The sequence below is a fragment of the Sporichthyaceae bacterium genome (assembly GCA_036493475.1).
In the GTDB taxonomy this organism is placed as follows: Bacteria; Actinomycetota; Actinomycetes; order Sporichthyales; family Sporichthyaceae; genus DASQPJ01.
Genome location: DASXPS010000122.1, coordinates 1 through 12,073 on the forward strand (window position 1 = coordinate 1; position 12,073 = coordinate 12,073).

Here is a 12,073-nt window from a genome sequence, read left to right on the forward strand (position 1 = left end):
TGGTGACCGCAACGGGGGTGGAGTTTCACCCGGCGACGGCGATCCGGTGGACCGCCGGGCACGTCATGGTCTGCGTGGAGGACCACACCGGGCCGAAGGTGCTCGCCGACTACGTCTGGCTGCGCGCCCCCGACGTGGTGCGCCTGCTGCGCTCCGGCTGATTCGCGGCGGAGGAGCAGATGCGACGAAGGCCCGGTTCGACACGCGACGGACCAACCCGGCGCAGGGCTGCGGGGGCCCGCCGGCCGCCCGGCGGTGCGGGAGGCCTTCGCACTGCCGGCACGGAAAGCTGACAGTGCGCCCGGGGGCGTCGAGGTCTCTCGGTGGGGGCCCAGTCGAGTCGGTGGGCGGGGTTGAAGACCGGGCCGGGATGACCGAACTTGATCTTCGGCGTGTCCTTAGCGTGTCCTTAGCAACGGCCAAAAGGGGGTTTTCAGGGGCTCCAGAGGCCAATTCCGCCTCACAGGAACGATCTTGAAGGCACTTGAAAAGGGGCTCTGATCTGGGGTTTTGCGTGGAGCGGGCGACCGGGATCGAACCGGCATGGCCAGCTTGGAAGGCTGGGGCTCTGCCATTGAGCTACGCCCGCATTGCAACCGCGAGTTTACCGGTCACCCGACGGTTGCGGTCTCCACACCGACAGGCGTGCCGTCTGCCCGGGCCGGCGCGATCGTGCGCACCAGGTCATCGAGCGCCGCCAGGGTGGCGCTTGTCGGCCCGAGATCGGTGTCGGTGCCCTCGACGGTGACCACAGCCTGGTGGCCGGGGATGGCGAAGGCGTAGCGGACCGTCGTCCACTCCTCGCCCGGTTGGAGCGGGTCACCGGGTCGGCGATTGACGCTGCCGTGGGTGATGGTCCGCCGGCCGGTGCCGAGGGACGCGGTGGTGAACGTCTCGGTCTCCACCTGCCCGCTTCCCTGGACCTCGCTGGCCTTCGCCGCCGACAATCCCTCGAGGTCGTCAACCCACACCTGCACCGGCATCGGACGCCGCGCTGGGTCGGGCAGATACAAATAGGTGGCGATGTCGAACGGCTGAGTCGGGTCGAAGCCGCCGAATCTCTCCGCGTAGGACCTCAGTACCTGCGCGCTAGCCATCGGCGCCATCGCCTCGGCCCATTGCTGCGGGCCGGTCCAGCGCTCGTCCCAGGCCGTGGGAATGCTCAGCCACGGACGCTCATCGCCGCGCACCTTCGCGTGCACGATTTGATCCAACGGCGTGCCGAACACGCTGTGGCCGCGTTCCTCCGCCCACGCCTCGATCTCCCGGACGACCTCGGCAGCGTATTTGGCGATGCCGGGAATCAGGTTGACGGCCGGCGTCCTGATAGCCGCCGACCGAATGGATGTGCCGTCTTTGGTCAGGATGATCAGGCCGTAGTAGCTCTGCTCGGCCGTCACGACCTGCGACCGCGGCAGGCGTTGGGTGCTGAAGTTGTTCTGCGCCACCACCTCGGTCTCGCTCAGCCACAGGCAGGGTCGGAAGGCGGTGAAGTACCACAGCACCACGATCAGGATGATGACGATCATCGACAGCCCCGCCGACTCGGGGTAGCGCACGGCGAGGACGACCATCCAGATGATCATTCCGCCGAGAAGTACCCCCATGGCGATCTGTGATGGGAGATCGACGCCCCAACGCCGCAGCGCACGGCTGCCGTCCGGGAGGAGCGGAGCCGCCTGGTCATCCGTCATCCGGCCATGATCGACGCCGGCCGGACGGACCGGCAACTCCTCAGCGCAGCCCAAGTTTGTCCGAGCACGCGGGCCAGGCATCCCAGCCCTGGGCGTGCAGCACCCGCTGCGCGACGTGGATCTGTTCGCGTTTGCTCGCCCGACTGGCCTTGTGCGCGAAGTGTTCTCCGCCGAAGGAGTCCCAGGTGCCGTCGTCGAACTGCAGCCCGCCGTAGTAGCCATTGCCGGTGTCCGCCCGCCAGTCGCCGCCGCTCTCGCATTTGGCGACCCGGTCCCAGACCCGGGTCGGGGCCGCGGCAGCGGGGCCGGCGGTGGCCAGGCCCACGACGGGCGCGAAGGCGAGAGTGAGCATCGGCAGTGCGGTGCGGGCGTGGCGGATCGAGGAACGCAACTTCAAACGATTGGCCTCTCCGGGCACCGGCGGGGTCAGCCGGCGGTTCGGGCGAGAGGTTGGTGCTGCCCGGACACGCGCGTCGGCGCGGCTTCACCCCGCAGGCCGCTGTGCGCGGCCGGCCCTGCCGGTGCTCCGGCGGATGAGGTGGTTCCCCCGTCGCCGTCCCGTCGTGGATCGGGTCCGGATCCGCCGGACGGCGTTCGGTGTGCGGATCCCGGGCCGCGCGGACCAGCGCGACGCCATCCACCGTAAGGGCGTCGCGCACGGTCAACCACCGGTCGGCGGGCGACCGCGGGGAGCCCGGTGTGACGAGGCCAACGTCGGTAAGCGGAACTCGCTGGTCAACCGGTCGCGCGGCCCGCAACCCGACGTGATCAGGATCTCTCAGTACGTCAGGCTCGGGTACCAGTCCGTACCGCGGCCACCGGGGGTGGTGTCCAGCAATGACCACAGCGGATCCATCTCGATGGCACCGCGGGCGTCCTCGCCCGGATCATTCATGTCCAGGCCGATCTCCTCGCCCCAGAAGTGCCGCACTTCACCGTCCCGCTTGATGAAGACGTTGTAGCCGGCGTCATCGGCGTCCTCGGCATTGACATAGGTGCGCGTGTACTCCCCCGAGGGGTCGCTGTAGACCGGGATGTCCGTCCACCCGCGTGTCCGCTTGGCGGCGATGAGCTTCTCGATCGGCGAGCGCGCCGTGAAGGCCAGGGCGACCCGCTGCTGGATATCCGCGACCTTGGTGGCGAAACCGCCCATCCACGAGGTGCACATCGGGCAGGGCGTCTGGCGCTGCGGACCGAACATGTAGCTGTAGACGACCAGGGTGTCGTGCCGGCCGAACAGTTCGCCCAGCGTGGTGTGACGGCCGTCCTCGGCGATGAAGTCGTAGTCGGCCGGTACCGGGCCACCGGGTGGCAGCTCGCGGCGCAGCTGCGCGACCCGCTCCTTGGCGCGGCGCAGTTCGATCTCCTCGACCAGCAGGGCCTGGCGGGCGGTGCGGTACTCGGCCGTCTCGTTGGGATGGCGGATCTTGTTGGTGGCGGCGAGGTCAGCCGCCGGGGTGAGGGTGCTCATGTCGTTACCTCCCGATTCGGTGCCTATACCCACGAACGAGTGGACTCCCAATTCCGGCATTCGGCTGCGCATCATTCGTCACACCAGTAACACTGGTAACACGACGCCGCGACCATTCGGGGGATCTGACGCGGCGTCGCAACCGGGGGGTTGCGCTCGTGAGACGCATGGTGGGGTCGATGGCGGCTGCCGTCGCACTGTTGTTGAGCTTCATGTTCATCGCGACGGTGACGTCGCAGGCGGGGGCGCAGGCGGCCTGCGCGAAAGCACCGAAACCGAAGGCGACGATCAACGCGCAGGCACGAAAGGTCGCCAAGGCCGCTCATCTGACGAGCACTCAGCTGGGCAACGTGCGCACCATCGTGGCCATCGCGCTCAACCAGAAACTGCCCAAGCGGGCCGCGGTCATCGCCGTGGCCACGTCGATGCAGGAGTCGCGGCTGCGCGACCTGCCCTACGGGGATCGCGATTCCCTCGGGCTGTTCCAGCAGCGTCCCTCCTCCGGGTGGGGAAGCGGGGACCAGGTGGTGGACCCGCAGTACGCGACGAAGAAGTTCCTGGCCGCGCTGCGGCAGGTGCCGAAATGGCGCACCCTGCCGCTGACCAAGGCTGCCCAGGCCGTGCAACGCAGTGCCTTCCCGGACGCCTACGCGCGCTGGGAGCCCCTGGCCAAGAAGTTGGTCACTGCGGTGCTGCACCAACCGACCGCCGCGAAGACGGGCTCGTGTTCGCGGTAGATCCGTTCGGCCCGCACCGTGAGAGTGTTGCGAATGATGACGCGCGGATTCGGTCGACTGTTGGCCCTCGTTGGCTCTGTGGGCGTGGTGGTGTCCACGTTCCTGCCGTGGGTGACGATTCAGGGGCTCCCGCTGCACCTGGACCTGCTCGGCACCAACGTCTCGGCGATCCGCACCACCGTGTCGGGCACCGACACCAAGGCCTGGCCACCCCTGGTGGGGGTCGCCGGGGTGGCGGCGCTGCTGGCGCTGTTCGGCATCCTGCGCAAGCTGTTGGTGCTCATCGGCCTGCTCACGCTGATCGCCGGGGCGGGTCTCGTGTACTACGTCACGCACGTGATCGACATCGAGACCTCACACAACACCCTGCAGCGCACCGCCGCTCACCTGGCGGTGGCGAGCTCCACCGAGCCGGGGCCGTTCGTCCTGTTGGCGGCCGGCATCTGCATGTTCCTCGGCGGGCTGGCGGCCGCGGCCCGCTGACGCATCGTCAGGTGGTCGCGGTCACGATCCGGTAGCTGCTCGTCGTCCGGTAGGCGTCCGGATCCTCGTTGCCCTCCGCCAACGCCGCGAGCATGCGTTCCCGCAGCGTCGGCCACTGCTCGCCGACCGTCGCGCGCACCGTGCGCCAGAACGGGTGCTCGGTCTCGAAGGCGACCATCAAGCCCTCGGCGGAGGCGTAGGAGAAGCGCAGGCTCCGCTCCACCGCGGTCACCGGTAGCCCCAGCAGACCGCCTGCCACCTCCGGTTCGTGCCATGCGGGGGGCGGTGCGGCCGGCGTCCCGGTGGTCGCGGCCAACGCCTCCCCGGCCATCCGGCCAATGGTTGCGATCGGGCCCGCGGGCAGCCACGCGCTATAGGCGATGCGCCCGCCGGGACGGGTGACCCGGCGCAGCTCGGCCGCCGCCCGCTCCGCCGGCCGGGCGAAGACCACCCCGAACACCGAGACCACCACGTCGAAGGCCCCATCCTCCCAGGGCAGCTCGACGGCGTCGCCGACGCGCAGGTCCAGGTCGCCCGACTGCTCGGCCGCCCGGGCCCGGGCCACGTCCAGCAGACGCACCGCGGGATCCACCCCCGCGGCGATCGCACCCATCCGGGCCGCAGCCAACGCCGCGTTGCCGGTGCCGCAGCCGACGTCGAGCACCCGCTCGCCGCGCTGCACCCGCGCCACCGCCAGCGTCTCGTCGGCCACCGGCGCCAACTCGGCCGCGGTCGTCTCGTAATGCCCGTCGCCCCAGTCCATCACCGGGCCACTAAATCAGCCGTCCGCTCACGGCGTGTGGGGCCATCAGCGGCTCGGGATAGCCCGACACGCCAGTAGCGGACGGGGGGTCAGACGCGCTCGACGACCCGGACCCCGGCGGGCAGCCGGGGCAGCGGCGGTTGGATCACCACCGACGACGGCCGCGCCGCTACCGGCCGGGTCAGTCCGGCCAACAGCACCGCGCCGATGCCCACGATCACCACCGCGACCACGGCGCTGAAGATCTCCCCGCCGGCCCGCAGGCCGATCTGATGCATGGCCACGCCGGCGCCGATCACCGGCACGGACAACCCCACGTACATGACCGCGAAGAACGTGGAGTTGGTCGCCCCCCGGTGCTCGGCGGGGCAGTGCTCGTTGATGGAGGACATGCCGTGCCCGATCGCCAGACCGGTCGCGACTCCCACCACCGGGCCGCTGATCACCAGCAGCTCGGTCTGGGTGAAGGCCAGCGCGGCCAGAATCAACACGCAGGAAAAGATCAGCCCGGCGCAGCACAGCGGCAACCGGGAACGCCCGGGCAGTCGCGGGCTGAGCAGTTGCCCGACCGCGATCACGCCGAAGCACGGCGCGATCATCAGCCCGGCCAGGAACGGGTTGTGAATACCGGCCAGGTGCCCCAGGTACAACCCGGCGACCGTATTGAGCAGGCCGCCGACCGCGAACCCGAGACCCCCACCCATCGCGGCCGGCCAGAAGTCCGCGCGCACCTCGGGCGGCACCATCAACCCGATGGGACGCAGCGACACCTCCCGGTTGCGTGGCCGGGACGGCACCGCGAACAGCGGCACCGCCACCACCAGGGCCAGCACGATCAGGTGCACGGCGTAAACCAGGTGCAGCGGCTCCGGGCAGTACTCGGCGAACACGCCGCCCACCACCGGCCCCGCGGTCAGCCCGCCCATGTTGGCGGCCAGCGCCGTCATCGAGGCGCGCACCCGCAGGTGCGGCGGGGCCAGGTCGACCATCGTCGCCGTCGCGGTGCCCGCAATCAGGCCGGTGGCCAGCCCGGACACCAGCCGGGCCGCGATCAGCGTCGGCAGGTTGCGGGAGAACAGGTAGCCGACGTCGGAGACCGCACACGCGGCCACCGCGGCCAGCAGCATCGGCCGCCGGCCCAGCGCGTCCGACCAGCCACCGAGCCCCATCAGGCCGAACACCACGCCGGCCACGTAGATGGAGAAGATGACGGTGATCGTCAGCGGCCCGAACCCGTAGTCCGCAGCCCACAGCGCGTAGAGCGCGCTCGGCACGGTGGCCGAAGTCATGATCACGAACAGGATCAGGCCGACCAACAGGCACCGCGTGCCCAGGCCAAGCCGCGCAATCATGAGTTCCTTTCCTCGCCGGACGTTGGAGTGCACAACCACCGGAGGCCGTCCAGGCTTCCCTCGAGCGGCCACTAGACTCGTCCCCGCAGCTCCGGGGCGTAGCGCAGTGGCTAGCGCGCCTGCTTTGGGGGCAGGAGATCGGGAGTTCGAGTCTCCCCGCCCCGACAGCTGCACTCGTACCAAGATCCACCCAAATCCCGGTCCCGACCGGGCCGATGTCACGCAGGGAGACTTTTCGCTGTGAAGAGCGCCGTCGAGACCCTCAACCCCACGCGGGTCCGGCTCACCGTCGAGGTCCCCTTCGAGGAACTCAAGCCCAGCGTGGACGCGGCGTACAAGAAGATCGCCGGGCAGGTCAACGTGCCCGGCTTCCGCAAGGGCAAGGTGCCGCCACGGATCATCGACCAGCGTTTCGGTCGCGGCGCGGTGCTCGACGAGGCGGTCAACGCCGCGGTGCCGCAGTTCTACGGCAAGGCGGTGGAGGAGGCCGAGCTCATGGTGCTCGGCCAGCCGGAGGTGGACGTCAAGGAGTTCGCCGACGGCGCCCAGCTGACCTTCACCGTCGAGGTGGACGTCCGTCCGGAGTTCGAGCTGCCGGACTACGAAAGCCTCGAGGTGACCGTCGACCTCGCCGAGGTGACCGAGGAAGAGGTGGACGAGCAGCTGGAGCTGCTGCGCGAGCGGTTCGGCACCCTGGTCGGCGTGGACCGCCCGGCGCAGGTCGACGACCACGTGTCCATCGACCTGTCCGGCAGGACCAAGGAGGGCCAGGAGATCGAGGACGCCCAGGCCACCGGCCTGACCTACGTGATCGGCTCCGGCTCCCTGGTCACCGGCCTGGACGGGGCGCTCGACGGCATGGCCGTGGACGAGTCGAAGACCTTCGCCTCCACCCTGGTCGCCGGCCCGCGCAAGGGTGAGGACGTCGATATCGAGGTCAAGCTGGTCTCGGTGAAAGTCCGCGAGCTCCCCGAGTTGGACGACGAGTTCGCTCAGACCGCCTCTTCCTTCGACACTCTGGAGGAGATGCGCGCGGACATGACCACCCGCATGGGGCAGCAGAAGAAGCTGATGCAGGGCGGCGCGGCCCGGGACAAGGTCCTCGAGGTGCTGCTGGAGAAAGTCGAGATCCCGCTGCCGGCTGCCTTCCTGCACCAGGAGGTGCACTACCGGCAGGACTCCATCGCCCAGCAACTGCAACAGGCGGGCGCCACGCTGGAGGACTACCTGGAGCACGAGGGGCAGACCGCGGAGGAGTTCCACGCCGACGTGGAGAAGCGGGCCGAGGAGGCCATGCGGGCCCAGTTCCTGCTCGACGCGATCGCCAAAAAGGAAGAAATCACCGTCGACCAGCAGGAGCTCACCCGGCACCTGATCCAGCGCGCGGCGGGTAGCGGCCTGACCCCCGACCAGTATGCCCAGCAGGTCGTGCAGGCCGGGCAGGCGAACATGCTGGTCGCCGAGGTGGTCCGGGCGAAGGCCCTGGCGGTGGTGCTGCGCGGCGCCAAGGTCACCGACACGTCCGGTGCCGAGGTCGATCTGGCCGCGCTGCGCCCGGAGGGTGCCGAGGAGGTCGACGCGCTGGTCCGCGAGGAGATGGAGAAGCTCAGCGAGGCCGGCGGCGACCCCAACGCGCCGCTCAATGAGGTCTCCGACGACGAGGCCACCGCGGCCGACCCGGCCAGCCCCACCATCCCGGCCGCTCCGGAATAGACCTGCGCCGTCAGCGAAATCGGCCTTCCGGCCCGGCGCGGGTAAATGCCATCGCGTTAGTGTCGGATTCACAGACCTAGATCGTCGGCAGGATCGGCCGAGGTGAGGACGACAGTGGAGAACAGGAACGGCGAGAGCGGCGGCGGGCTCGGCGAGCGCGTCTACGAGCGGCTGTTGCGCGAGCGCATCATCTTCCTCGGCTCCGAGGTCCGCGACGACATGGCCAACGCCCTGTGCGCGCAGATGCTCCTGCTGGCCGCCGAGGACCCGGAGAAGGACATCTGGCTGTACATCAACTCGCCGGGTGGTTCGGTTTCGGCGGGCATGGCCATCTACGACACCATGCAGTACGTCAAGAACGACGTCGCCACGGTCGCGATGGGCCTGGCCGCCTCGATGGGGCAGTTCCTGCTCTGCGCCGGCGCCAAGGGCAAGCGCTACGCCCTGCCGAACGCGCGGATCATGATGCACCAGCCGCTGGGTGGCCTCGGCGGTACCGCGTCGGACATCAAGATCCAGGCCGAGCAGATGCTGTACACCAAGAAGCGGCTGGCCGCGCTGATCGCGGAACACACCGGCCAGCCGGTGGAGCAGATCGAGACCGACTCCGACCGGGATCGGTGGTTCACCGCCGACGACGCCAGGGAGTACGGCTTCGTCGACCACGTCGTCAACAACGCCCGCGAGGTTGCCGGCGCCGGAGGTACCGCATGATGCTGCCCGAGTCCCGCTATGTGCTGCCGCGGTTCGTCGAGCGCACCAGCCAGGGCTACCGCGAGTACGACCCGTACGCGAAGTTGTTCGAGGAGCGGATCATCTTCCTCGGCGTGCAGGTCGACGACGCCTCGGCCAACGACGTCATGGCCCAGCTGCTCACGCTCGAGTCGATGGACCCGGACCGGGACATCCAGATCTACATCAACTCACCGGGTGGCTCGTTCACCGCACTGACCGCGATCTACGACACCATCCAGTTCGTCAAGCCGGACGTGCAGACGATCTGCATGGGCCAGGCCGCCTCCGCCGCGGCGGTTCTGCTGGCCGCGGGCACCCCCGGCAAGCGGCTGGCGCTGCCCAACGCGCGCATCCTGATCCATCAGCCCGCGCTCGAGGGCTCCGGTGGTCAGGCCTCGGACGTGGAGATCATCGCCAACGAAGTGCTGCGCATGCGGGCCAAGCTCGAGGACCTGCTGGCCAAGCACACCAACCAGGACATCGAGATCATCCGCCGGGACATCGAGCGGGACAAGATCCTCACCGCGGAGCAGGCCAAGGAATACGGCATCGTCGATGAGGTAATCAGCTCTCGCAAGGCCTCCCTGTTGTCGCTGACCAAGGGCGCCTGACCGGAGTTCCGCTTTGGGCGGAATCGTCCGACTCGCGCACGTAAGGTGATGTGAGGCGGGGCAAACGACAGGTAACGTCGGGGCACCCAAGGGCGGATCGGGCAAGGGAGACAGTCGGCGTGGCACGCATCGGTGACGGTGGCGACCTCCTCAAGTGCTCCTTCTGCGGGAAGAGCCAGAAGCAGGTCAAGAAGCTCATCGCGGGCCCTGGCGTCTACATCTGTGACGAGTGCATCGACCTGTGCAACGAGATCATTGAAGAGGAACTCTCCGAGTCCTCCGAGATGCGCTGGGACGAGCTGCCCAAGCCGATTGAGATCTGCGAGTTCCTCGACCAGTACGTGGTGGGGCAGGAGACCGCGAAGAAGGCGCTCGCGGTCGCCGTCTACAACCACTACAAGCGGGTCCAGGCCGGCGAGGCCGCCAAGGGCACCGACTCCGTCGAACTGGCCAAGTCCAACATCCTGCTCATCGGCCCCACCGGGTGCGGCAAGACCCACCTGGCGCAGACGCTGGCCCGCATGCTCAACGTCCCGTTCGCAATTGCTGATGCCACCGCGCTCACCGAGGCTGGCTATGTCGGTGAGGACGTGGAGAACATCCTGCTCAAGCTGATTCAGGCGGCCGACTACGACGTCAAGAAGGCCGAGACCGGGATCATCTACATCGACGAGGTCGACAAGATCGCCCGCAAGAGCGAGAACCCGTCGATCACCCGCGACGTGTCCGGTGAGGGCGTGCAGCAGGCGCTGCTGAAGATCCTCGAGGGCACCACCGCGTCGGTCCCCCCGCAGGGCGGGCGCAAGCACCCGCATCAGGAGTTCATCCAGATCGACACCACCAACGTGCTGTTCATCGTGGGTGGCGCCTTCGCCGGGCTGGAGAAGATCATCGAGGGCCGGGTCGGCAAGAAGGGCATCGGCTTCTCCGCGACGCTGCACTCCAAGGTCGACCTGGACAAGACCGACTCGTTCGGTGACGTCATGCCCGAGGACCTGTTGAAGTTCGGCATGATCCCGGAGTTCGTCGGTCGCCTGCCGGTCATCACCTCGGTGCGCAACCTCGACCGCGACGCGCTGGTGAAGATCCTCAACGAGCCGCGCAACGCGCTGGTGAAGCAGTACCAGAAGCTCTTCGAGCTGGACAACGTCGGGCTGGAGTTCACCCCGGACTCGCTCGAGGCCATCGCCGACCAGGCAATCCTGCGCGCCACCGGCGCCCGCGGCCTGCGCGCGATCATGGAAGAGGTCCTGCTCTCGGTGATGTACGAGTTGCCCAGCCGCAAGGACGTGGCTCGTGTGGTGGTCACCCGCGAGGTGGTGCTGGAGAACGTCAATCCCACGCTGGTGCCGCGCGAGGTCGAGCCCAAGCGCCGCGCCCCCCGCGAGAAGTCGGCCTAAGGCAGCGAGCGCACGCCAATCTCGCCACGCTTGACCGCGAGGAAGATGTGGTAGCCACACAGCCCTTGCTTGAGCGCGAAGTACTGATTGCGGGCAGCTATGGCATTGCCGTGAGCGGACCTGCTGCGTAGGCGGAGCGCGTGGAGCAGGTAACCCAGAAAGCGCAGATGGGCCAAGCGATACAACCGCCTCGACGACGGCACCACGTTTTCGGTCGCATCTTGTTCTCGAGCAACGTCGAAGCCGGCGGCCTGAATATCGCGCCGGAACTGCTCCACGCTGTCGATGGATGGCACCGCCCAACCCTCCAGCCACGATCGCATGAGGGCGGCTTCATCCTGCGACAGCTCGTTCTTGATCGCGAAGCCGTCCGCAACGATGAGCCGACCGCCCGGCCGCAAAATGCGGTACGCCTCGCGGAGAAAGTCCAGTTTCTTCTCGGCGTGACAGACGCTCTCGATCGCCCACACCACGTCGAATGAGGCGTCCGGCAAACCTGTCGCCACGAAGTCCCGTTGCTCGAAGTGAGCCAGCTCGGAGACCGTCGCCCGGGCCGCGTTCCGCTTGGCGGTCCGGACCTGAGACTCGCTCAGCGTGATTCCGAGAACGCGACAGCCGATATTTCGGCCGAGATAGATCGCGCTGCCGCCAACGCCGCAACCGGCGTCCAGGACACTGTCCGACCCGCGGATGCCCGCCCACTCGGCCAGGACCTGATTTTCTCGTTGCAGTGCTGCCGCAAGCGTCTTCGTCGATGAGTCCCAGTAGCCGAAGTGCATGGCCATTTGACTGCCCAGGCGCCAGACGAGCCGATAGTCCAGCTCGGCCGCGGCGTAATACCTGACGATCGACCGCGCATCGGCCGTCATCGACGTGGGCAGACGCGGCACTGTCTCCAACGCCGCGGGATCCGTGTCCGGCACGTGGACCTCCCAGCAAGCCGGGACCTCGACGAATCTGTTCCGATGTCAATCCCGGGGTGGGCGGGCTGCGGAGGACGGCCGCGCTCATGCTGCCAGAGACGGGGCCGTGGTTGGAAGCGTTGGCGGTCCGTAAGCTACGCGCTCCTGTCCGGTAAGGCGGTTCGGTCCTACCGTCGTGCCATCAGCGGCAC

Annotated in this window: 12 protein-coding genes and 2 tRNA genes; 7 read left to right on the forward strand and 7 right to left on the reverse strand. The window is 68.4% G+C overall.

The genetic code is table 11. The annotated features are described in order from the left end of the window. Positions 1-515 precede the first annotated feature (515 nt). The 4 genes from VGJ14_12820 to VGJ14_12835 all read right to left on the reverse strand — a co-directional run bounded on the left by VGJ14_12820 (position 516) and on the right by VGJ14_12835 (position 3,165). Positions 516-589 (reverse strand) — tRNA-Gly (locus tag VGJ14_12820). A gap of 22 nt (positions 590-611) precedes the next feature. Next, positions 612-1,694, reverse strand: a complete 1,083-nt coding sequence (locus VGJ14_12825; GenBank protein ID HEY2833302.1) for a hypothetical protein — start codon at positions 1,692-1,694, stop codon at positions 612-614. 40 nt (positions 1,695-1,734) lie between these two features. Then, positions 1,735-2,085, reverse strand: a complete 351-nt coding sequence (locus VGJ14_12830; GenBank protein ID HEY2833303.1) for a transglycosylase family protein — start codon at positions 2,083-2,085, stop codon at positions 1,735-1,737. A gap of 387 nt (positions 2,086-2,472) precedes the next feature. Next, complete coding sequence (locus tag VGJ14_12835; GenBank protein HEY2833304.1) at positions 2,473-3,165, reverse strand: DUF899 family protein; 693 nt, start codon at positions 3,163-3,165, stop codon at positions 2,473-2,475. A 179-nt stretch (positions 3,166-3,344) separates the two neighbouring features. On the opposite strand from VGJ14_12835, the gene VGJ14_12840 reads away from it, so the two are divergent. Continuing rightward, entirely contained in the window at positions 3,345-3,902 is a 558-nt protein-coding gene (locus VGJ14_12840) for a hypothetical protein (GenBank protein HEY2833305.1), read from the forward strand. 33 nt (positions 3,903-3,935) lie between these two features. Next, on the forward strand, positions 3,936-4,385 hold the full coding sequence (locus VGJ14_12845) for a Trp biosynthesis-associated membrane protein (GenBank protein ID HEY2833306.1): 450 nt from the start codon (positions 3,936-3,938) through the stop codon (positions 4,383-4,385). A 7-nt stretch (positions 4,386-4,392) separates the two neighbouring features. Here the strand turns inward: VGJ14_12845 and VGJ14_12850 are convergent, their stop codons facing one another. After that, positions 4,393-5,148 carry a methyltransferase domain-containing protein gene (locus VGJ14_12850; GenBank protein ID HEY2833307.1) on the reverse strand — a complete coding sequence of 252 codons (756 nt, stop codon included), beginning with the start codon at positions 5,146-5,148 and terminating at the stop codon, positions 4,393-4,395. 89 nt (positions 5,149-5,237) lie between these two features. Further along, entirely contained in the window at positions 5,238-6,500 is a 1,263-nt protein-coding gene (locus tag VGJ14_12855; GenBank protein HEY2833308.1) for an MFS transporter, read from the reverse strand. Positions 6,501-6,592: 92 nt separating this feature from the next. Here VGJ14_12855 and VGJ14_12860 point away from each other — a divergent pair. From VGJ14_12860 to clpX, 5 genes are all read left to right on the forward strand, one after another. Next, positions 6,593-6,665, forward strand: a tRNA-Pro gene (locus tag VGJ14_12860). Between the two features lie 75 nt (positions 6,666-6,740). Continuing rightward, on the forward strand, positions 6,741-8,213 hold the full coding sequence (gene tig, locus VGJ14_12865; GenBank protein HEY2833309.1) for a trigger factor: 1,473 nt from the start codon (positions 6,741-6,743) through the stop codon (positions 8,211-8,213). Positions 8,214-8,327: 114 nt separating this feature from the next. Further along, a complete protein-coding gene (locus tag VGJ14_12870) occupies positions 8,328-8,927 on the forward strand; it encodes an ATP-dependent Clp protease proteolytic subunit (protein HEY2833310.1) in 600 nt (199 codons plus the stop codon). Continuing rightward, on the forward strand, positions 8,924-9,559 hold the full coding sequence (locus VGJ14_12875) for an ATP-dependent Clp protease proteolytic subunit (GenBank protein HEY2833311.1): 636 nt from the start codon (positions 8,924-8,926) through the stop codon (positions 9,557-9,559). The genes VGJ14_12870 and VGJ14_12875 overlap by 4 nt, the downstream gene beginning before the upstream one ends. Before the next feature lie 119 nt (positions 9,560-9,678). Next, on the forward strand, positions 9,679-10,959 hold the full coding sequence (clpX, locus tag VGJ14_12880) for an ATP-dependent Clp protease ATP-binding subunit ClpX (protein ID HEY2833312.1): 1,281 nt from the start codon (positions 9,679-9,681) through the stop codon (positions 10,957-10,959). On the opposite strand, the gene VGJ14_12885 is transcribed toward clpX, so the two are convergent. Beyond that, complete coding sequence (locus VGJ14_12885) at positions 10,956-11,882, reverse strand: methyltransferase domain-containing protein (GenBank protein ID HEY2833313.1); 927 nt, start codon at positions 11,880-11,882, stop codon at positions 10,956-10,958. The genes clpX and VGJ14_12885 overlap by 4 nt on opposite strands. Positions 11,883-12,073 lie beyond the last annotated feature (191 nt).

Bases quoted from the DNA above. Each gene is read 5' to 3' on its own strand.
- VGJ14_12840 (HEY2833305.1), top strand. From the start codon at position 3,345: ATGGCGGCTGCCGTCGCACTGTTGTTGAGCTTCATGTTCATCGCGACG.
- VGJ14_12845 (HEY2833306.1), top strand. From the start codon at position 3,936: ATGATGACGCGCGGATTCGGTCGACTGTTGGCCCTCGTTGGCTCTGTG.
- VGJ14_12850 (HEY2833307.1), bottom strand. From the start codon at position 5,148: ATGGACTGGGGCGACGGGCATTACGAGACGACCGCGGCCGAGTTGGCG.
- VGJ14_12825 (HEY2833302.1), bottom strand. From the start codon at position 1,694: ATGACGGATGACCAGGCGGCTCCGCTCCTCCCGGACGGCAGCCGTGCG.
- VGJ14_12855 (HEY2833308.1), bottom strand. From the start codon at position 6,500: ATGATTGCGCGGCTTGGCCTGGGCACGCGGTGCCTGTTGGTCGGCCTG.
- VGJ14_12875 (HEY2833311.1), top strand. From the start codon at position 8,924: ATGATGCTGCCCGAGTCCCGCTATGTGCTGCCGCGGTTCGTCGAGCGC.
- VGJ14_12835 (HEY2833304.1), bottom strand. From the start codon at position 3,165: ATGAGCACCCTCACCCCGGCGGCTGACCTCGCCGCCACCAACAAGATC.